Here is a 21,754-nt window from a genome sequence, read left to right as displayed (position 1 = left end):
TGCACTGCTCGGTGCGGCCCTTGCGGTCGCAATTCCCAAGCACGAAAGAGAGCTCGATGACCTGTCAACCCTGAATTCGCTCGAAAGCGGAAAATAGCACCAACCGCGGTCAACGAACCACCTGCGGCGCCGCCGCTCAGGGCCGTGACGTCTCCTCGTCAATGCCTCGCTGGCGCGGTGCGAGCAGGCCACCCCCAATAATCCGCGTACTACGTAGACACGGTGGCCGTGTCCTGTCATCCCCGAACCCGCATACAAACGCGATCGTCACCAACAGGCGGGCGGCCATCGGCTGCGCAAGCGGTCCCACAGCTCCACCATCGCCAGCGAGGCCGCGGTCATCACCGACGACCCCGCCCGCGCCGCGCATGCGGTCCGCGGCTTTGAATACCAGGGGCGGCGTAACACCTCGGATCGGAACCCCTTACACAGGTGCGGGCGAGTCGAGCCCCGGCTCGAGTGTTGACCCCGCTGGATCCTCTCCGTGATCCCGTTACTCCGTGGGCGCGAGGTTTCCGCCGCGGGGTGTTGGGCCTGCCTGCAGTCGCCCAATATCGTGCGCGCCGATGTAGTTCAATGGCAGAACATCGGCTTCCCAAGCTGAATACGCGGGTTCGATTCCCATCCTCGGCTCCATCCAATCATTCCATCCATCCACCACTCCACCACGTTCGTAACCGGATGGGGCCTCGTCGACGCATCGGTGTCACCGCATACGACACCCGAGCACAGAAAACTGTCACCTTCTTCATGGACGCCACCGATGGCCCAAACGTCCACGCGAACCGAATCTCGCTGTCCGCGGCCGACGCATCCAACACCGTCGAACTGATCTTCAACGGACACGACGTTCTCCACGCATCAGTCATCCAGGCCCATCTCGGGTGTTTCAGACGTCCGTTCCGGCGCTGAGCTGCGGAGATGACGTGGTCAGCCGTACGACACCCGCGACCGGACCCCAAGGCAGCCCTAGGGCCGTAGAAGCTGGCGCAGGACACCCTCCAAACCGCCCTGCACTGAAGGGTTACCGGTGTCGCTCGGCGTCCTGCCGAGCGACACCGGCGCGCGCAGTTGTCGGTGGACTGCGCTCGATCCACCCACATGAGACCCGCTCTTAATTGTCTGGTCGGTTCACGAGCTGACCATCTTTGACGACGGCGTCGAGGTAGCGATCCGGTTGAGCCAATACGACTGCGTCCCCGAGGGGATCCGCATCCCAGATGAGCAGGTCGGCGTAGGCGCCGGGCGTGAGAATTCCGATTTTGTCGGGCATTTGGAGCAGACGTGCCGCGACTGTCGTGGCGGAGCGAATGATCTGCGTCGGTGACTGCACCTTGCTGCGGATGCGGAATTCCTCGCTCTGATACTTATGCATGCCTCCCAGGAGGTCTGACCCGAACGCGATGTTCACGTCGGCGTCCGAGGCTCGCCGCAGAGCATCGATACTGCCTTCGAGCACTTCTGCGACCTTTCGCCAACTGGTTTCCGAAAGTCCGTGTTCGCGACCCTCGCGTTCGAGTGCCCAGTAGGTGACCAGAGTGGGCACAAGGTAGGCGTTCAGTTCCTTCAGTAGGACGATGCTGTCATCGTCGAGTAGGTTGCCGTGTTCGACGCAGCGAGCTCCGGCGCGTAGTGCTCGGTTGATGGCGGCCGGGGCGTAGGCGTGGACGGTCACGTACGAGCCGACGGCGGTCGCTTCTGCGACAGCCGCTTCCAGTTCCGGTATCGAATACTGAGTCGAGTTGATGTGGTCGGTCGGCGAGGCGACACCGCCCGATGCCATGAGCTTGATGTGGCTGGCGCCTCGGCGTAGTTCCTCTCTGACCGCCAAGCGGACGTTTTCGACGCCATCGACGACACGACAGGATCCACCGCAGTAGGGATGGTCGTCGGATGCCTGAACTCCTGGGGAGCGCTTGTCGCCGTGGCCGCCGGTCTGGCTCAGTGCCTTTCCTCCGAAGATCAGGCGTGGGCCGCGGATCAGTCCTTCATCGATCGCGTGTGCGAGACCGAAGTCGGCGCCCCCGACATCGCGGACGGTTGTGAACCCGCGGGCGAGCATGTTTCCGAGGATTTGTGTGGCGCCGGCGGTGACGTAGCTCGGTGGCAGCGTTCTGAGCAATGTGGTGTCGGCGGTGACCGCGGTGGAATGGACGTGGCAGTCCACGAAACCGGGGAGAATCGACCGGCCACGCGCATCGATTACGGCGCAGTCAGGCGGTGGCTCGATGCCTTGGGCCATTTCTACGATCTGTCCGTTCCGGGACAGTAGATCGACCGAGGCGTATCCCGTGCAGTCTTCGGTGAGCACGTTTCCGTTGCGAACGAGCAGGTATGACACCTGTTTCTCCCTTTTCGAGGTGAGGCTGCGCGCCACGATCGGCGCGTGCGGGGCTGTTATCGGACGGGGTATCCGGGTCCGAGGGGAATGCCGAGGATCCACCACATGACGAACAGCAGGACCCAGCCGAGGAACATCGCCATCGCTATCGGGGCGGTCATGGCGGCGAGGGTTCCGATTCCGGCATTCTTGCGGTACTGCTGGACGAATCCCAGGGCCAGGATGAAGTAGACACCCATGGGTGTGACGACGTTCGAGCATGAATCAGCGATGCGATACAGCGCTTGTGTCGTCTGCGGGGGAATGTCGAGGAGCATCAACATCGGCACGAAGATGGGTGCGATCAATGACCACATCGCCGATCCGCTGGTAATGATCAAGTTGATCAAGCTGACGAGGATGAGTAGTCCGGCCGCGATCACCAGGGTGTGCGCGTCGGCGGCCTTCAGTAGGCCTGCGCCCCGCACCGCGATGACCTCGCCGATGTGGGTCCATCGAAAGTACGCCAGGAACTGGGATACTGCGAAGAACAACATCACGATCGGCGCGATGTCGCGCAGACCCGCCGTGATCAGCTCGGGTATGTCGCGGCTGGTCCGCACCGTTCCCACCGCCATGCCGTACACGGCACCGGTGACGGCGAACATCAGCGACAACACGACCGCAATCTCGGATACCACCGGGGATTCCAGCAGTGCGCCGCCCTCTCCGCGCAGCGGTGACCCGGACGGGAGCAATGCCAACCCGATCAGTATGAGCAGTATGGCGGTACACACCGCACTGTTGCGCAATCCGCGCCGCTGGTCGGCCGTCAGGCCGCGCGCGTTGATTTCGTCCTCGGTCTCGGCAGGCAGGTCGTAACCGTCTTGTTCGACGCGTTTGGCGATGAACAGTTCGACGACCAGCGTGATGATCAGGGCAAGTACTACCGAGGAGGCGAGCGAGAAGTAGTAGTTCGCGACCGGCCCGACTGTGACCGCCGAGTCGATTGTGTGCGCGGCCGCGGTGGTCAGGCCGGACAAGATGACGTCGGTCGGAGTTATCAGTGGGCTGGCATCCGTGCCGGCCGATATCGACACGAACGCGACCACGATACCGAGGATGGGGCTACGACCAACTGCCCGATACACGATGGCGCCCAAAGGAATCAACACGATATATGCAGCATCGGACGCGACATGCGCGATCATGGCGGTGAAGGCCAGCCCGAAAGTGACCATCTTGGGCGGCACCCGCAGCACCGCCGCACGCAGTGCAGTACTCAGGAGTCCGGCTTTGTCCGCGACCGCAACCCCGATCATGATGACCAGCGCGTTTCCCAGAGGCGGGAATGTCACGAAATTCTCGACGGCAGTGCTCAGCGCCATCGTGATTCCGTCCGACGATGCCAAGCTGCGAACGGCAACCGTGTCTCCGCTCCCGGGCATTGCAACGCTCACCGTGAAGGCAGCAAGCAGGGCAGATGCCGCAGCCAGGACCAGGCTCAGAATCCCGAACAGCCAGAACGGATGTGGAAGCTTATTTCCCACCCGTTCGACAGTGGACATGAACCTCATCAAGGTTCCAGTCATGAGCCCGTCGCGTCGGTCCACAATCTGCACGATTCCTCCACCCTTTCGAATGCAACAATTAGCAATATTATCGGTCTTATGTGAAACGTCAACCCTAAACAGCCAAACTAGTGCATCATTCAGTCATGGATGTTTGGTTGACTGAGTAGGGCATCGACACGCGCTCCACTAGGATCGAAGGTGTGCCCGACCACGAACGCCTCGACGAAGGCATCAACGAAACCGACCTGGACCTCATAGCCGCACTGCAGTGGTCACCGCGTGCCGGCGTCCGGGACCTCGCCGAGGTTCTCGGCGTCAGTGCCGCGACGGTCAGCCGACGCCTGAATCGCCTCATCGACAACGGCCACCTCCGGGTGGTCGCCCAGATCAATTGGTCCGCCCTGGACGAGGTACCGCCACGCTATGTGTGGATGTCCGCGGAACCGAAACTGGTCGCGTCGCTGGCGGCCGAAGTCTCGCAGCTGGAGCAGACGCAGTACGTGGCGATCACCACCGGGCCGAGCGACATCTTTGCAATCGTTCAACCGCGAAACCGCGCGGATGGTGCGGATCTGCTGATCGAAACACTCAGCGGCCTCGACGGCCTGGTCTCCAGCCGCACCGACACCGTCCTCAAGTCCCACAGAACAGCAGCGGAATGGCGGCTCAATCGACTCAGCCGGGAACAGTGCGATCGTCTCCAAGGCACTCGTGTTTCCGAGACGGTTCAGTCCGCGACACTGACCGAAGAAGCGTGGAGGGTGGCACGCCTCGTGCGACGAAACGGACGGATCGGGGCGACCGAGGTCGCGCGGGCCCTCGACCTTCCGCAGTCGACTGCGTACCGGGTGCTCCTGGGTCTCCTCGACCGGGGGATCGTGACCCCCCGCGTCGAAATCGAACCCGGGCTGATCGGCTACCCCATCGATGCGCTGATCAATCTGACCGTCCAACTCGGTGAACTCACCACCATCGCCGGAATACTCAGCAAGCATCCCTCGGCACGATCGGTCGCGACGGTGGCGGGAACGGCATCACTGACCTATATCGGAAGCTTCCGTTCCGAGCAGGACGTCGAGCGATTGATAACTGACGACTTGGCTAGCCTGAGTGGAATCAACCACATCGAAGTCTCCATGGTCCAACGAGTCCTCAAGCGGTACTGGATTCGCCGAGACGGGGTGCGACTTCTCGACGATGCCCTGAACTTTCCGTCGGTCAACGATGCCGTCGCCGACCCGAGATCGGTCGGCAACCTCGACTGAACAGCACTGCTGCGGCCTTCGCTCGAAGATCGCCGGGAAGGTCCGGCGCCACCCACTATGGATCTGCACTCCGCTTCGAACTTATCGAGCTTCGGCTGCGATCCGATCCGGAAGTTTCGTGCGCGTGCGTCATCGCTGTTGCGGAGCAGATCCCATCGGCCGCCCGGTACTGCGGCCGAGCTGTGGCGATGTCGGTGACGGTGCCGCCGTGGATCACGTGACGCAGGTGCCGCTCCGGTGTAGTGAGGACCGCGAGGTCCTGTTCCGGATCGCCGTCCAGCACGAGCAGATCCGCTAGAGCGCCCGGGGCGAGGGTGCCGATCTCTCGCTCCATACCGAGAAGGCGCGCAGCGGTGCTGGTGGCGCTGCGTATCACATCGATGTTCGGTTGGACGCGCGCACGGATGGTGAACTCGTCGAGTTGGCGTGTCTGCAGGTCTCCGAGCAGGTCGCTGCCGTAGACCAGGTTCACTCCTGCCCGGTGGGCCTGCTCGAGCGCGTCGACGGCCGCGGTGCGTACCTCGTCGAGCTTCTTCAGTGATCCTGCGGAGAGGCCGGACACCGCGCCGGCCTCGTACATCGCCTCGTAGGTGATGATCGTCGGTACCAGGAAGGCGTCCTGTTCGACGAGCAGACGGATCGACTCGTCGTCGATGAGGTTCCCGTGCTCGACGCATCGCACCCCGGCCTTCAGCGCCTGGTTCACCGCGCGCGGGTGGTAGGCGTGCACCGTGACGTACCGGTTGTGGTTCTCGGCCTCGACGACGGCGGCACGTATCTCTTCCGGCGTGTACTGGACTGCCGAGATCTCATCGGTCGGGGACGCGACCCCTCCGGAGACGACGAGCTTGAGATGATGCGCACCCTTGCGGAACTCATCGCGGGCCGCGTGCCGCACGGCATCGACGCCGTCCGCGATGCGTCCGAAGTCCGGTTTGAGCTGACAGCAGGGCTGCGAGTCGTCGTTGAGAGAGCGGAAGTCGCCGTGCCCACCTGTCTGCGAGAGCGCCTTGCCGCCGAAGATCAGTCGCGGACCGGGGGCCAGGCCCTCCTGCAAGGTACGTGCCATGCCATGGTCGGCACCGCCGACATCGCGCACGGTGGTGAAGCCACGTCGGAGCATGTCGCCCGCCGACCGCAACGCCCTCACCGTCGCGTAGCCCGGCGTCCATTGAGCGCGATCGGCGGCATCTGTGGAGGTCACCAGGATATGCACGTGGGCGTCGACCAAGCCGGGCATGACGGTGCCCCCGCCCGCATCGATGACTCGAATGTCACCGGCCGATGCCGGGGGTTCCCCCGCACCGCTGGCGGCGATCCGCCCGTCGGCGATGTCGATCCACACATTCTTCTGACGCTCTCCCGTCGAGGGTTCGAGCGTGTGGGCGTTTACTACCCGAGTGCGCATGGCGTCTCCTTGAAAGCTCTCGATAGTTGACGCGGCGGCAAGGATGTGGTCCTCAGCCGCCGCTCGATGGGTGTCAGTGGTCAGCGGGCCGGCTCTCGTCGAGGCTGTGGCCCGAGGTGCGTGCGCCGAAGGCCACCACCACGGCCACGGCCAGGACCAGGGCGCCCACCAGGACCAGGAACACGTTGATCCATCCAATGCGCGCGAAAAGGTAGCCGATAGCGATCGGTGCGGTGATCGCTCCGAGACGGCCCACGGCCGAGGCTGTGCCCATGGCCGTGGCACGCACCGCCGTCGGATAGAGCTCCGCGGTGTACGTGTAGTACACGCCGGCCGCCCCATTCGTGAACGCCGCCAGCAGGGCGGAACCGAGCACGAGGACCGGGGTGGTGTCGGCTAAAGCCACGACGATCGCACCGATCGTCGCTCCGAGTGCGTAGACGGCGAGGAGCCACTTGCGCTCCATCCGGTCGATCAGCACGCTGGCGACGTAGAAGCCGGGAATCTGTGCGAGAGAGGTGATGAGAGCGATGAGGAAGGAGTTCGTCAGCGTGATCCCCTTCTCCAGCACCAGAAGCGAGGGAAGCCACGAGGAGAAGCCGTAGTTCACTCCGATCAGAATGAACCACAGCAGCCAGATCATGATCGTCGTGCGGGCTAATCCCCCCGTCCACAATCCGGCCAGCGGAGCGAGCACACCCCGCTGCGGGGCAACCGGGGGCGATGCGGATGCAGCACCCTTCGCGGTGTCGATGGTGACCGGTGGAGCCCCCGCCGGCGTGACGCCGGATTCGCGTTCCATCTTCTCGACCACGTCGGCCGCCTCCTCGATCCGGCCCTTGGCCAGCAGGTAGCGGGGCGATTCGGGGAGCTTGCGTCGCCACCACAGCAGCAACACCACCGGAAGCGCACAGAGGACCGCGGCGATCCGCCATCCCACCGCGGGGTGGGGAGAGATGACCAACGGAGCGACCACTCCGGCGAGGACGTAGCCGAACGCGAGGAACCCGACGGTCCTGGTGACGAACTTGCCGCGGACACGAGCGGGGAGGAACTCGGAGATGTAAGGGGCGATGAGCGCGGTCTCCGCGCCGATTCCGATACCGGCAAGAGCACGCCAGATGAACAGCTCCGGCAGGGAGGTCGCGGTGCCCATCAGCAGGCTGCACGCGCAGAAGATGAGCAGCGACGTCATCATCAGCTTCCGTCGACCGAAGCGGTCGGCGAGAACACCGGCAACCAGCGCGCCGACCAGATACCCGAAGAAGATCGACGACAACAGCCATCCGCCGACCTCGGAGGGGATGTGCCAGATGATGATGAGCGCGGAGAGCGCGTAGCCCATGAGGGCGCCGTCGAACGAGTCGAAGGTGTAGCCGAGGCCGCCCATCACCATCAGACGCCGGTGAGGTTTCCCGGGTTCCAGATTGTCCAGTCGCGCCAGGAGGGCAGCGTTTTGCGTTTCTGTCGCACCCGCAGAGGTGGTCATGTCGATCTCCGTTCACCGTCGTTTCGGCGCAACATTAGATGCATGGCGGTGATCTGTGCAACACTTTGTTTCATGAGCATGCTCACGATCCTCACCCTTCACGTGCCCCGGGACCGCAGCGGCGACGTCGTCCGCTACTACGCGAGGGCTCGAATACTCGAGGAGTCAGGAGCCGTATCGGCACAGCTGTGCGTGAAATCGGACGATCCCGGCACCGTGGTCGTCGTCGCGACGTGGCCTGATGCGTCGGCGTACGAGGCCTGGCAGCAAGCGCCCGCGCGATCAGAGTTCTCGCAAGGAATCCTGGACGCTGCGGGTGATAGCGTGACAGCGACCAGCGAGGTGTTTCAGGTCGCCATCGACACTTGAGGCCCATGTCGTAGATCCAGTGGGAAGAGGCGCTCCGAGGTGACGGTTGGGACGATGCTCGCGCAACGGACGGAACGCGCGACCCTAGGGGCTCAGGCAGACCGGGTCCTACAGGTTCTCGCGCAGATGCCTCAGTTCGCCTCCTACGCGTCCGCGCGCGAAGTCGCCGAGCGCGCGGGGGTGAATGTCTCCACCGTCGTGCGGACCGCCCAACAACTCGAGTTCGAGGGGTGGAGCGACCTCAAGAAGGCGCTCCGCGCCGAATACCTCAACTCACTCGTGACAACGAGCCCCGAGCGCCCCATGTCAACCGATGCCGCCGCGCAAATGCTGAGGCAGGACGCAGCAAACCTCGCCACCGCCTCGTCCGCGGCCAACATCGCTGCCATCAAAAGCGTCGCTGACGCGATCAACGCGGCTCGCCGCATCATCGTGATCACCACCGGATCCGGTGCAGGACCCGCTCAGGTCCTCAGTTACCTGGCATCCATCTACGGATATGACATCCACATCGCGGCCGGCCCCGCAACGTCGCAGGCAGTATCAGTGTCGCAGATGGACGAACGTGACTGCCTCATCGTCATCAACGTGTGGCGCCTCACCCGTGCACTGCGTGGACTGACCCGACTTGGACGCGAGAGGGGCGCGACCATCGCCGTTCTCACCGACCTGCACTCGTCTCCCCTCAATGCGTACGCCGACCACGTCGTGATCACCCCGATAGAAGGCATCAACGCGACCCCGTCGCTGACAGCCATGGTCGCTGTCGTGCATGCCATCCTCGCCCAGCTCGAAAGCTCCGGTGCACGCTCCTCGGTCGGGCGCATCGAACAGGCCTGGGAAACTCTCGACCTCATGGACGATCAGCCCTAGGGCGCCGCACGCAATTCACCTCAGCCATCAATCATTTCGACCATGGTGGTTGACGGCCTGCCCACCTTCGAGTCCCATACCTTTCGGCGAACCTGCGGGGAAGGACGGTCTCGACGCGGGTGATGAGGGCTGGGCAGCGAGTTTTCACGTACCTCTTGCGATCCGTCGCAGCCGCCGATCACCGCGGACGTGATCCGAGCCCTGCGGTCCACCACCCCGGCCACCGTGACGCCGCCACGTCGTCGGCGTCACGGTCGTCCAATGCTCCGATTACAGCTACGCTGCAACGATATTGGCTTTCGCCTCGATCTTCGGCACGACCTGGTCCCAGACCCGGCACGAGCTTGCCAGCCCGTGGATCAGCATGACCGTCGGAACATTGCCCGAGAAATTCGCCATATAGGGAGTCATAAGCACCGTCATCGTGAGCGACGCCGGCCGGGCGGACGGTGCGTCATTTGACGTCATGAATACGTTCTCCGGGTTCGCCTGGTTCGATGAGCAGAGTCCAGTGGGCCCGCTCGTACGTTCTCGTTATCAACCGGGGTGCATCGAGGACGTGCAGACGGCCGTCCGAAGCGAGATCTACGGTGTGTTGGCGGCTGTACTCGTCGATCCTGGAACCAGATCGGACGGAAAGGCGTGGGGAGATGTTCGTTGGCGTCATATTGTCGAGTGCCCGATGCGCGCGCGGCCGACCATGGTCCGCACCTGTCGGGCCGCGACGGATAAGGTCGCTAGTTCCGTGGGCCCGGAGGCGAAAATTTCGTTCAAGATAGCGCGAGCACGCCCCAGTCGCGAGGTGTTGATGTGTTCCCAGTCCGCTATCTTCTCGAACGCGGTCTCAGTTGCCGCCGACCCAGACAGGACGTCGAGACACAGCAGTCGCATCGAGCCGTACACGTCGTCGCGCAGGGCGAGCCGGGCAAGGGCATTCCACCGGTCTGTGTCGTCGAGGCCAGAGATCGCGGTAAGCAGATGGTCGAGGCCCAGGTGCGCGTTGAGCGTGTAGTACAGCTCGGCGACCTCGCCGAGGTCCCGGCCTTCGAGATCGGCGATGTCGATGATGTCCATCGCGCAGAACCCGTGCAGCAGGCTGAACACCGCGGTGGCGTGGTGCTGATCGGCTCCCAGGGCGACCAGCTGTTCGGTCCGGGTCCGCACGACCTCCACGTCCGGGCCCTGCAGCCAGTTCGGCACCATCGGCATCAGCTGCGCCACGGCGCCGTATCGTGCGATCTCGGCGCCGATCGCGATCGGCTGCGGCCGGTGGTTGAGCAACCATCGCGACAGCCGATCGAGCAACCGTCGCATCTCGGCCATCATGGCATCGGACACCGCGGTATTCGTTGCGTGCGTGCGGATCTGACCGATCAGTACAGGAAGGTCGATGATCGCGCTGGCCGCCGCGAAAGCACGGACAGCGTCCACGCTGGAGGCGCCGGTGTCCTCGCAGAGCCGGAACACGTACGAGATCCCGCCGGTGTCGACTACCTCGTTGGTCACGACGGTAGCGATGATCTCGCGGCGCAACCGGTGTCCCGCGATCGCATCCGGGTAGTCCCGCCGAAGCCGGGCCGGGAAGTAGGCGAGCAGTCGGTCGGTGAATACATCCCCGCCAAGTAGATCGCTGGCCAGCAAGTCCGTCTTGAGTGCCAGCTTCACATGAGCAGTGAGGGTGGCCAGTTCCGGGGACGTCAGTCCCAGGCCCTGGCGGGCCCGGCGGTCCAGTTCGGTGTCGTCCGGCAGTGCTTCCAGCCCGCGGTCGAGGTCACGTTCGACGGCCAGCGCGCGGATCTGCCGGGTGTGAACACGCAACCGGGCCGCCGCGGTGGCCCGACTCGTACCCAGCAAGTCGTTCTGGGCAATGTTGTCGGCGAGCACCAGGGTTTCGACGTCACCGGTCATCTCCTGCAACAGGGTGGTGCGTTCCGCGGTGGTGAGACGGCCTACCGACACCAGCCTGTCGAGGAGGATCTTGATATTGACCTCATGATCGGAGCAGTCCACACCGGCCGAATTGTCGAGCGCGTCGGTGTTGATCCGGCCCCCCTGGAACGCAAAGTCGATTCGTCCCCCTGCGGTCACGCCGAGGTTGCCGCCTTCGCCGATAACCTGCGCCCGCACCCGGTCGGCATCGACCCGGACCGCGTCGTTGGACTTGTCGCCAACCTCGAGATGCGTCTCCGGGCGAGCCTTGACGTAGGTGCCGATGCCACCGTTCCAGAGCAGATCCACCGGGGCACGCAGGACGGCGGTGACCAGCTCGTGCGGCGGCAATCGCTGCACGTCCGCGGGAAGACCCAAGGCGTCACGCATCGGTGCGGAAATGGTAATCGACTTGGCGGTGCGTTCGAAGACACCACCGCCGTCGCTGATCAAAGCCTGGTCGTAGTCGGCCCAGGAGGAGCGCGGTAGATCGAACAGCCGGCGCCGTTCCTTGTATGAGGTCGCGGCGTCGGGGTTTGGATCGATGAAGATGTGCCGGTGGTCGAACGCGGCGACGAGTCTGATGTGCTCACTGAGGAGCATGCCGTTGCCGAAGACGTCTCCGCTCATGTCACCGATCCCGGCGACGGTGAAATCTTCTCTTTGGGTGTCGATCCCGATCTCCCGGAAGTGCCGTTTGACGCTTTCCCATGCCCCCTTGGCGGTGATGCCCATCGCCTTGTGGTCATAGCCGATCGACCCGCCGGATGCGAAGGCGTCCCCGAGCCAAAACCGGTAGTCGGCGGCGACGGCGTTGGCCTCGTCGGAGAAGGTCGCGGTGCCCTTGTCCGCGGCGACCACGAGGTACGGATCATCCTCGTCACGGCGGACAACGTCAGTGGGGGGCACGGTTACACCGGTCTCCGGATCGATGTTGTCGGTGACATCGAGCAGTGCTCCGATGAAGGCGCGGTAGCACTCGACGCCGGCCGCCCGGACGGCCTCGCGGTCAAGGGCCGCGTCTCCAGTCGACTTCGGCGGCCTCTTGACCACGAATCCGCCCTTGGCGCCGACCGGGACGATGAGCGCATTCTTGACTGCTTGGGCCTTGACCAGACCGAGGATCTCGGTGCGGAAGTCTTCGGAGCGGTCGGACCACCGTAGCCCTCCGCGGGCGACGGCGCCGTAGCGCAGGTGCACGCCTTCCACGCGCGGCGAATAGACGAATACCTCGAACCGGGGTCGTGGCTGCGGTAGTTCATTGAGCCCCCGGGGATCGAACTTGAGCGCCAGGGCACTCGATCGGCGGGTGTCTGGGGTGGGGCGCCGGTAGTAGTTAGTACGCGTCGTTGCCTGCAGCAGGTCGAGGTACGCACGCAGGATCCGGTCGGCCTCGAGGCCCACGACGTCGTCGATTGCGGAGCCAATCTCGCTGGCAAGGGCGGCTGCGACCACCGGGTCGGCATGATCCGGGTTGAACTGAGCGTCAAACAGCTGCACAAGTTGACCGGTGGTCACCGGATGCTGAGTTAGGACTGTGGCGATGCGCTCGGTGCTGTAGGGAAACCCCACTTGCCGCAGATACTTCGCGTACGCACGCAGCACGGCTGCCTCTTCCCAGCCAAGGCCGGCGCGGGACACGAGAGTGTTGAACTGGTCGACTTCGGCGGCACCGCACCATGCAGCGACGAAGGTGTCACAGAACCGTGGACCGAGCGCTCCGGCGCGGGGGTGCATGCGGGTTAGATCGGTCAACGTCTGGTCGTTGTGCAGCCCGAAGTCGTAGATCCACGCCGCTGTCCCATCGAGCCGGACGAGCGGGTAGGGCCGCTCGTCGAGGACGTCGACCCCGAGACTGTGCAAAATCGGGAGCACTTCGCTCAGGGAGACGCGTTCCCCGGCAATGTAGAGGGTGAGGCGCAGTTCCGTCTGCTCTCCAATGGACCGGGAGTAGAGATGGACGTCGACGCCGTGGGCGTCGAGCGCCTCGAGTCGGGTGATGTCGGCGACCGCCCGAGGCCCATCGAAGTCCTGCTTGTAGGACTCCGGGAAGCGGTAGGCGTAGTCGTCGCCGAACCCCGCCCTCGCCGGGCCCTCAACCCGCAACAGATCACGCAGATCGTCGTCCCAGGTGCGGGTGACGGCGGTCAGACTGCGCTGCAATCGATTCTGAACGGCGGCCCAGTCGCTAGCCGGGTCGCTGGTGCCGTCCGGCGCGAGATCGACGGTGAAGTGCACAAGCGCAAGCACGCTTTCGGTGACGCGCACGGTGGAATCAATATTCGAACCGGGGAACTCGTCGCGCAGGACATCCTGCATGGCAATGCGGGCTCGGGTGGCGTATCGGTCGCGGGGCAGATACACCAAGGCGGACATCTGTCGGTTCCCGGCGAGCGGGCGCAACAAGAGCAACAATTGTTCGCGGGCCGCGGCAGCGAGGACCGAAACGGCAGTGCGGAGAAGAGCCTCGGTATCGACGGAGAATAGTTCCGGTCTGGGATAGTCCTGAATGATCTCGAGCAGGCTCTGGCCGGAATGCGACTCGAGTCGATACCCGGCACGCGCGATGACCGTTCGCGCCCGCCGAGCGAGTACCGGGATGTCGAGGACATTCTCGTGTAGAGCGGTGACGGTGAACAGTCCCAGGAAATGGTGCTCGCCGATGACGGCGTCTCCATCTGTCTCGGTTACGACGACCAGGTGCGAAGGCATACCACGCCGCCCGTTAGGGAACTTCGGCCCCTGTGCCACAGTCAGTAACACGGGCCCGCCTGCCACCGGCGTCGCTGGGGTCCGCAGATCGCCAGCGTCGACGCGATACGTCCCGAGAGCGGAGGGGCAGCGATCCTCCCGTGTATCGTCGCCGCGATAGTAGTATCCGAGAAGGGTGAAGTTCCCGTCGCCCAGCCAGCGCAGCAGCGCCGCGGCATCGACGAGTTCGTCCTCGCTCCAGCTTGATTCACCCGCAGCGCTGGCCTTTTCCAGAGTGTCGGCGAGATCGCGCTGCTGAGCACGCATGACCGGCGAATCGGCATTGATCTGGCGGAGGGTGAGCAGCAGGTGCCAAACGGATTCCATCATGTACTCGCGGATCGAGTCCGAAGGCGGTGTTGCGAATTCGATCCGAATCCACGATTCGACGATCGTCTCTGCAGGGGGGCTGGCACCGACAGAGAGGTCGATGAGGGCACCGTCCGGCCCTCGGACGACCGAGATGACCGGATGCAGCAGGTGAGCGATTGTGGCCCCGGCCGACTCGACACCGGCGGTCAATGCGTCCACCAGCAGCGGCCTGTCGTCGGTGATCACCAGCAGTGCCGGACCTGTGCGTGCCTCGCGATCGGCCGGTAGGTAGGCCACCAGATCACTGGCTGCCGTACGCCGTGCGGCGAGGTCAAGGTGCTGACGCACGGTGGTGTCCACGGCCGCGGTGTCGTCCTGCGCGACATGACGGAAGAAGACCGATCGAAGACTGTCGAACTTATCGAGGTGCGCTGTGCCAAGTGTCGAAGCCTTCAGTTCCTCGGAATTTGTCGACATGCTCACTGTGAGCTCACCATTCCCTCTGTCAGGTTCCTCGCGCGTGGCCTCGTTGCCACTACCGTGACAGTCAGTAAACCTGCAGCGCACTGCGAAGTATTCGGCCCAGCGTCCGAAAAATGTTGACAGACTTTGGTTGGCCGACCAAACGCCGGGAACAGGCGTTATCCGATTTCTGTTCGGCGGTGCAGGGCAAGCTGTAATTCGAACAGCATCCGGTCGGAGGCATCCTGCAGGTCGATCCCGACGATCTCTTCGACCCTACGGATCCGATAGCGCAGGGTGTTCGGATGCACCTGGAGTACGGTCGCGGCGGCACGGACGTCGCCGTGGTCGGCGAGGTACACTTCCGCACTCTCACAGAGATTCGATGCGTGCGTGCTGTCGTAGTCGATCAGTGCATCCAGGCGTGGGTCGCGCAGTTCGGGATGCCGGCCGACGAGGTCGAGGATCTCCCCGAGAAGGACCGGAGTACGAGATTCTGCGAGCGTGGTCACTCGCCCTTCCGGGAAGGTCGCGGCAGTGCCGTCCAGGACTCGGTCCACCTCGCTCCGGGCACCGGCGACCTGTCCCAGGTCCGGCACCGGGATGGCGATCGCGGCACGCAGGACGATCGACCGCTTCGCTTCGAATTGGTCGACGAGTTGCCGGGTCCACGCCGCCACACTGCTTGCCGATTTGTAGCTCGGCAGTAGAACATACGCGCGGTCGCCGATGACGGTGGCCACCGACTCACGGCTGAACGAGCTCGCATGCAGGCGGAGCATGTTCCCCGAAGCGGCGAACTCGCCGATCGGCGCTGCGGCCTCCGTCGCGGTCGGCGCGAATCCGACGACTGCGGCCGGTCCGGTGACTGGCAGGTTCAGGGCATTGGCCACGGACGGGACGTCCACTCCTCCACCGCGCGCGCCGAACAGCCGTTGAATCAACAGTGCTTCGGTGGACGGGGCGTTGAGGCTTCGGGAGATGATGCGCGCGGCGATCGCCGACGCCCCCCGCAGCACGTCGGCCGCATCCGCGGTGAATGGTGTGTCCCCCTGCTGAACCCAGATCGAACCGAGCAACCGTGGTGCGGCCGAACCATCTTCGGAGGACTGCCGGATGCTGACCGCCAATCGCCGCTTGGTGGCAAGCTCCTCGTGTGCGGGCACGTCGACCACCTCGTCGCTTTCGCGGAGCCGGTCGAACACCCCCCATTTCTGCAGCACACGCAGATAATCTCGCGGCCCCTCCCGGCCGAGGATCGACAACGTCCGCAACTCGTCCGCCGCTTCGTCGGACGCCGAATACGCCAGCACGCGCGATTGCGCGTCCTCGATCGACACCATGCCACCAGAGTTCTGGGCCACGATCTGGGCGAGTCCGAACAGATCGGTGTCGGTGGCCAGCAGATCCGGGTCCCCCAGCCGGGCCTGCCGCCGACGGGAGCGATCGAGCATGCGCTGCACCAGCGGGAATACGTGGTCCCATCGAGCTTTCGGGTGTACGGCAACCAGCGCGACACCGGCACTGTGGGCGGCGGTCTGCAGCCCGCGGGATTCGGTCGCCATCTTCGACATCACCGCGCGCGGTCGGTGTGCGGGAGCGCGCTGTGCGACCTGGTCGAACCAACGCGCCGCCTCAGCCTTGCCGACCCCGACGTGGAGGAAGAGGTCCGGCATCGGAGATTGCGATTCGATCTCGACCGACAGGTCCGTACTATCGACGAGCGCCACCGAGGAGACCACGACGTCGTCACCGGCCGGGGCATCGACCAGCTCGACAACCGCACTGTCGAGCGCACTGAGAAGCTCACGCAGCGTGATGGTTTCGGTTGATTCCGCGGTTGCGGCAAGATCGTTCGGGAGTGTTCGATCGTCAGCGGTCACGGGCAGGTCTCCAATGGGGAACTCAGAAAGCGTCTTAGCCAAGAGTACAACTCTGCCCTGCAAAGTTTGTCCTCCTGGCTCATTGTCTGGGACTTGTTCTGGTGTTGACTTTGGCTAGTTCGAGCGGCGACTGTCGCGCCGCCACACGTTTGTAGGAGGTTCCATGGACGCCGTCACCACCACGCCCCAGCCGATCAACGAGCCGGTGGGCTCCTTCACGCCGGGGAGCCCAGAACGGGTGCGGCTGCAGGCGAAACTGGCCGAGCTGGGGTCCAACCCCACCGAGATCCACAACGTCATCGGCGGTGCGCACCGGCGCGGCACCGGCCCCGCGATCGACGTCGTCCAGCCGCACCGGCACGCCGCGGTCCTGGGCACCTTCACCAATGCCGGCGCCCAGGACATCCAGGACGCCGCCACCGCCGCCACCGCCGCTGCCCCGGGCTGGCGGGCACTGTCCTTCGAGGACCGCGCCGCGGTGTTCCTGCGCGCGGCCGACCTGCTGTCCGGCCCGTGGCGTGAAACCCTCGCCGCCGCAACCATGCTCGGCCAGTCGAAGACCGCGTACCAGGCCGAGATCGACACCCCGTGCGAGCTGATCGACTTCTGGCGCTTCAACGTCCAGTTCGCCCGCCAGATCCTCGCCGACCAACCGATCTCCTCCCCCGGCGTGTGGAACAAGCTCGAATACCGCTCCCTCGAGGGCTTCATCTACGCCATCACCCCGTTCAACTTCACCGCCATCGCCGGCAACCTGCCCACCGCCCCCGCCCTGATGGGCAACACCGTGGTGTGGAAGCCCTCGCAGACCCAGGCCGTCGCCGCGTACTGGACGATGAAACTGCTCGAGGCCGCAGGCCTGCCCCCGGGTGTGATCAACCTCGTCAACGGCCCCGGCGCCGAGGTCTCCGACATCGTCCTCGCCGACCCCCGCCTCGCCGGAATCCACTTCACCGGCTCCACCGCCACCTTCCAGCACCTGTGGCGCCAAGTCGGGAACAACATCTCGAACTACAACAGCTACCCCCGCCTGGTCGGCGAGACCGGCGGCAAGGACTTCGTCCTCGCCCACAGCTCCGCCAACCCCGACACCCTCACCACCGCACTGATCCGCGGCGCGTTCGACTACCAGGGCCAGAAATGCTCCGCGGCCTCCCGCGCCTTCGTCCCCAAGTCCCTGTGGGCGAAGATGGGCAACGACTTCATCGAGAAGGCATCGACACTGAAATACGGAGATGTCACAGACTTCTCGAACTTCGGTGGCGCCGTCATCGACCAGCGGGCCTTCGACCGCAACGCCGACGCCATCGCCCGCGCCAAGGCCACCCCCAGCCTGACCATCGCCGCCGGCGGCCACGTCGACGACAGCGTCGGCTACTTCGTCGACCCCACCGTTCTCCTCGGCGACGACCCCACCGACGAGGCCTTCCGCACCGAATACTTCGGACCGATCCTGTCCGTCCACGTCTACGACGACTCCGCCGCCGGATCGTTCGACAAGGCCCTCGACCTGGTCGACAAGGGGTCCGCGTACGCGCTGACCGGGTCGATCATCGCCGACGACCGCACCGCGATCGCCCAGGCCACCGACGACCTGCGATTCGCCGCCGGCAACTTCTACATCAACGACAAGCCCACCGGCGCCGTCGTCGGACAACAGCCCTTCGGTGGGGCGCGGGCGTCGGGCACCAACGACAAGGCCGGCTCCCCGCAGAACCTGCTCCGCTGGGCCTCCGCCCGCACCATCAAGGAAACATTCGTCCCGGCCACCGACCACCACTACCCGCACCAGGACATCTGATGGCACTCTCCGACCTGCTCCGGCCCGCCCTGCTCGCCGCAGCCCGCTCGCCCCGCATGGAACGCACCGTCACCAAGATCCCGGTGACCCGCAACCTGGTCGACCGGTTCGTCGCCGGTGAAACCGAGGACCAGGCCGTTGCCGCGACCACCTCGATCTTGGACTCTGGCCGCTACATCAGCATCGACCACCTCGGCGAAGACACCACCGACCTCGCCCAGGCCAACAACACCGTCTCGCACTACCTCACCCTGTTGTCCGCTCTGTCCCGCTTCACCCAGGACGGTGAGAAGAACAAGACGACCTTCCCGCCCTCCCCGGTGCGCAATGTTGAGGTGTCGCTCAAACTCTCGGCGCTCGGACAGTTCCTACCCCGCGACGGTCACAAGGTCGCCCTCGAGAACGCCCACAAGATCTGCACCGCCGCCGAGGAAGCCGGCGCGTGGGTTACCGTCGACGCCGAGGACCACACCACCACCGACTCGACCCTGTCGATCGTGCGCGAACTACGTCAGGACTTCCCGTCTCTCGGCACCGTGCTGCAGGCCTACCTCAAGCGCACCGAAGCGGACTGCAAGGACCTTTCCGGGCCCGGATCACGGATCCGGCTGTGCAAGGGCGAGTACAAGGAACCCGCATCTGTTGCCCATCAAGAAAAGACCGCGGTCGACGGGGCATACCTGCGGTGCCTGCGGATCCTGATGAACGGCCAGGGCTACCCGATGGTCGCCTCCCACGATCCGGCCATGGTCGGCGCCGCGCTGGCGCAGGCGAAGGCCACGGGTCGCACCACCGACGAATTCGAACTGCAGATGCTCTACGGCATCCGCGATGCCGAACAGCTCCGCCTCGTCGGCGAGCAGCAGCATCTGCGGGTCTACCTGCCCTACGGTGAGCAGTGGTACGGCTACTTCATGCGCCGCCTCGCCGAACGCCCCGCGAACTTGGCGTTCTTCCTTCGGTCACTGGTCTCGACGAACTAGACCCCGAGAATCTCGTTTCGAGACAACCACGATTGATGATCCCGCCGACATGAAGCTGACAAGCTTCATGTCGGCGAACGCAGGCATCTAAATGCGCGCGGTGACCCGGATTTGGCAACGCCTCTCCTGGTGGCATCGTGTGCGAATCGATGCTGCTCCGCACTCACAGCATCCGTACGCCGCGTGGTACCGGCGCCCACACAACACCACCAGTAACTGACTTCCGTGCAAGAACGCCTGACGTGGGCCCTCTGCGTTCAAGTTGGCGGCGGTCATCAATTGCCTTGTCTGTGTACCCAATAGACGTCCGTCTGCCCCCTCATCATCCTCGCACCGAGGTCGCCGACAGCGATACCCCGCCGCGTCAGCAACGCATCCACAGCGACGTTTGCTCCGGCATAACGATCTTTTACGTTCACCCGATCACTGCCGTAGGCACTGAACGGGATACATCTCCATCGATGCACACGAGGATTAGAACACCAACTACATGCTCGCCTTCGCCCAGAAATGGCGGCACTGGGGCGGCGGGTCCCGAGAAGAGATCCTTGTCGAGTTCGGCCTCTCCCAGGGTGTGTACTTCCAGCACCTGCTGTCACAGCTCAATCAGCGAATTGGCATAGCCGCGGGCCTTCCCGCTCCGGTCCTCCACCAGCTCGCCCAGAAATGCCGCTCACGCCTCCGGTATCGGCGTACTCACCCACGTCGGTTTGCGCAACCTACTGACTGCGATTCCAGACGACCTACAGGGAGTTAGCATGTCGCACCGGCGCATCAAACTGGCACCCCGCCGGTACAAATCAGCGCATTAGCGACGGCGGGCCGAACCAAATGTGCCCTAGCGTTTAGGCTGATCTCATACTATCTGCCACTGGAGCGGCGGCGTTGGAGATGTTGTGTCACGGTCAATCCCGCATCACCTTGCGGTGGTGTGGGATTGACCGTGTCCCATCCCACCGGATTGGCGTACGAACATGCTGTTTCGGATTCACCCCCCATCCGCTGTGTCACGGTGGGCAGACCACGGCGGACCCGTCGGTATCGCGGTGTCGTGCCGTCCTTGTCGCGGCTTGCGCACCGGCGCATGCTCGGCCACCCAGACCGCGTACAACTCGCCATGCCGACGGGTGACCTTGCGTCTGCCGAGCAGCGCGCGTGTGGCCAGGTTGACTCCGGCCACATGGTCTCGGTTTGCCGCCGACCCGGCAGCGTGGACACCCGCGTGATGGTAGCCGCCGGGGCGTGCGATCGGTTCGTCGCAGCCCGAACATAACGCGGACGATCCTCGGGTGGACACTGCGACCAGCGCGATGCCGATACCAGCGGCGGTATGAGCGAGGGCAGCGACGGCTTGGCGGCGGGCGGACTGCACGGTCCGGTTGTTGTTGACCCGTCCGTGTCCGCGGGTCTCGAGGGGGTGACCTTCGACCGCGATCATATCCGCGCGCGGCGCTGGCGTAGTCGGTGACCTGGCGGGCGAAGTGGAACGCCCGGTCCCGGTTGATCTTCCCCTTCTTGATACCCACCGCGGTGCGGTGGCTGTCTGGACGGCGATCTTCTCTTCTAGCCGTGCGCGGGCCGCGGGCGGGCGGTGGCGGCCGGTCGTATCAACCGGTGCAGCATCTGCCCCTCGCCCAGTAGGCGGGCCAGTTTGATTCCGAGGCCCCGGTCGGCGTAGGTAAAGCCCCGATAGTCCGACAACAGCCCTTCAGGATTTCGGCGCCGATGGCTGCGCCGCCGAGCGTGGACGGGGACCGGTCGACCCGACCGCGAAGGTGGGCGATTCCACGTCGTCTGCCGGAACGAGTTCAGTCGCGGCGCACCGCCACAGCAGTCCCCGGTGGTCGAGAACGAGCGTCGGCAGATGCCAGTCGCATGATCGCCCTGCCGCGCAGGTCCTGTGTTTCGGGATGGCGGCAGTCAGCCGGACCCACGGCCACTGCGCCCGCCCGCCGGGGTCGCGCCCGGTGGGCAAACTTCACCGTCAATCCAGCTCACAGCTGGCCACCGTGATCTGCGCGAGGTGCCGATCGGCGGCCGATAGTTGGGCCACCGCCGCAATCCGCGGTGGTACCTGCACCTCGGTGATCCGCAACCGGCAGGCCGGCCCCCCACCGCCGCAGCAGGCGCGGGCGGTGAACTGACCTCGCACGCCCCGGACGAAGCCCGCCGAGGCAGAGTCAACTGGTTCGGTCGGCGTCGCCAAAAACCCGGTGGCCGAATCTAATCGGTCCGACAGTGCCGTGATCGCGGTATCCCGGTACGCCAGGATCCGCCGGGTCGCCACCACCTGTGCCGTCGCCACCCGCGTGAGCCACGGACGGAACGTAAACAC

The 21,754-nt window shown here is 64.7% G+C and carries 14 protein-coding genes and 1 tRNA gene; 6 read left to right on the top strand and 9 right to left on the bottom strand.

Going from position 1 to position 21,754, the window contains the following annotated elements:
• Window positions 1–562 precede the first annotated feature (562 nt).
• Window positions 563–636, top strand: a tRNA-Gly gene (locus tag CJ177_RS32020).
• A 478-nt stretch (window positions 637–1,114) separates the two neighbouring features.
• Here the strand turns inward: CJ177_RS32020 and CJ177_RS32010 are convergent.
• Window positions 1,115–2,341, bottom strand: a complete 1,227-nt coding sequence (locus CJ177_RS32010; protein ID WP_095869451.1) for an amidohydrolase family protein — start codon at window positions 2,339–2,341, stop codon at window positions 1,115–1,117.
• A 56-nt stretch (window positions 2,342–2,397) separates the two neighbouring features.
• Window positions 2,398–3,888 carry an AbgT family transporter gene (locus CJ177_RS32005; RefSeq protein ID WP_257014765.1) on the bottom strand — a complete coding sequence of 497 codons (1,491 nt, stop codon included), beginning with the start codon at window positions 3,886–3,888 and terminating at the stop codon, window positions 2,398–2,400.
• Between the two features lie 206 nt (window positions 3,889–4,094).
• On the opposite strand from CJ177_RS32005, the gene CJ177_RS32000 reads away from it, so the two are divergent.
• Entirely contained in the window at window positions 4,095–5,159 is a 1,065-nt protein-coding gene (locus CJ177_RS32000) for an Lrp/AsnC family transcriptional regulator (protein ID WP_095869450.1), read from the top strand.
• Window positions 5,160–5,214: 55 nt separating this feature from the next.
• Here the strand turns inward: CJ177_RS32000 and CJ177_RS31995 are convergent, their stop codons facing one another.
• Both CJ177_RS31995 and CJ177_RS31990 read right to left on the bottom strand, forming a co-directional pair.
• Entirely contained in the window at window positions 5,215–6,567 is a 1,353-nt protein-coding gene (locus CJ177_RS31995; RefSeq protein WP_095869449.1) for an amidohydrolase family protein, read from the bottom strand.
• Window positions 6,568–6,640: 73 nt separating this feature from the next.
• Window positions 6,641–8,056: an MFS transporter gene (locus CJ177_RS31990; RefSeq protein ID WP_095869448.1), complete on the bottom strand. Its 1,416-nt coding sequence runs from the start codon at window positions 8,054–8,056 to the stop codon at window positions 6,641–6,643.
• A gap of 72 nt (window positions 8,057–8,128) precedes the next feature.
• On the opposite strand from CJ177_RS31990, the gene CJ177_RS31985 reads away from it, so the two are divergent.
• Window positions 8,129–8,425 carry a putative quinol monooxygenase gene (locus tag CJ177_RS31985; protein ID WP_179443326.1) on the top strand — a complete coding sequence of 99 codons (297 nt, stop codon included), beginning with the start codon at window positions 8,129–8,131 and terminating at the stop codon, window positions 8,423–8,425.
• 54 nt (window positions 8,426–8,479) lie between these two features.
• Window positions 8,480–9,298 carry a MurR/RpiR family transcriptional regulator gene (locus tag CJ177_RS31980; protein WP_037179203.1) on the top strand — a complete coding sequence of 273 codons (819 nt, stop codon included), beginning with the start codon at window positions 8,480–8,482 and terminating at the stop codon, window positions 9,296–9,298.
• A gap of 276 nt (window positions 9,299–9,574) precedes the next feature.
• On the opposite strand, the gene CJ177_RS48565 is transcribed toward CJ177_RS31980, so the two are convergent.
• The 3 genes from CJ177_RS48565 to CJ177_RS31965 all read right to left on the bottom strand — a co-directional run bounded on the left by CJ177_RS48565 (window position 9,575) and on the right by CJ177_RS31965 (window position 16,635).
• Window positions 9,575–9,766, bottom strand: a complete 192-nt coding sequence (locus CJ177_RS48565) for a hypothetical protein (protein ID WP_095869446.1) — start codon at window positions 9,764–9,766, stop codon at window positions 9,575–9,577.
• A 195-nt stretch (window positions 9,767–9,961) separates the two neighbouring features.
• On the bottom strand, window positions 9,962–14,767 hold the full coding sequence (locus CJ177_RS31970; protein ID WP_095869445.1) for an NAD-glutamate dehydrogenase: 4,806 nt from the start codon (window positions 14,765–14,767) through the stop codon (window positions 9,962–9,964).
• A 164-nt stretch (window positions 14,768–14,931) separates the two neighbouring features.
• The gene (locus CJ177_RS31965; RefSeq protein WP_179443325.1) at window positions 14,932–16,635 is read right to left on the bottom strand and encodes a CdaR family transcriptional regulator; all 1,704 of its coding nucleotides are present in this window, start codon (window positions 16,633–16,635) and stop codon (window positions 14,932–14,934) included.
• A gap of 163 nt (window positions 16,636–16,798) precedes the next feature.
• Between CJ177_RS31965 and pruA the strand changes: the two genes are divergently transcribed.
• Together pruA and CJ177_RS31955 are read left to right on the top strand one after the other, a co-directional pair.
• Entirely contained in the window at window positions 16,799–18,436 is a 1,638-nt protein-coding gene (gene pruA / locus CJ177_RS31960; protein WP_095869444.1) for an L-glutamate gamma-semialdehyde dehydrogenase, read from the top strand.
• On the top strand, window positions 18,436–19,419 hold the full coding sequence (locus CJ177_RS31955; protein WP_095869443.1) for a proline dehydrogenase family protein: 984 nt from the start codon (window positions 18,436–18,438) through the stop codon (window positions 19,417–19,419). The genes pruA and CJ177_RS31955 overlap by 1 nt, the downstream gene beginning before the upstream one ends.
• 988 nt (window positions 19,420–20,407) lie before the next feature.
• Here CJ177_RS31955 and CJ177_RS49495 read toward each other — a convergent pair.
• Both CJ177_RS49495 and CJ177_RS49490 read right to left on the bottom strand, forming a co-directional pair.
• Window positions 20,408–20,857 carry a hypothetical protein gene (locus tag CJ177_RS49495; RefSeq protein ID WP_373560062.1) on the bottom strand — a complete coding sequence of 150 codons (450 nt, stop codon included), beginning with the start codon at window positions 20,855–20,857 and terminating at the stop codon, window positions 20,408–20,410.
• Window positions 20,858–20,982: 125 nt separating this feature from the next.
• Entirely contained in the window at window positions 20,983–21,120 is a 138-nt protein-coding gene (locus CJ177_RS49490) for a hypothetical protein (protein ID WP_373560061.1), read from the bottom strand.
• Between the last annotated feature and the right edge of the window lie 634 nt (window positions 21,121–21,754).

Origin of the sequence: Rhodococcus sp. ACPA1, assembly GCF_002300195.1 — a bacterium.
Taxonomy (GTDB): Bacteria; Actinomycetota; Actinomycetes; order Mycobacteriales; family Mycobacteriaceae; genus Rhodococcus_F; species Rhodococcus_F opacus.
The sequence above is the reverse complement of the archived record's forward strand: the minus strand, read 5'-3'. Positions and strand labels throughout refer to the sequence as shown.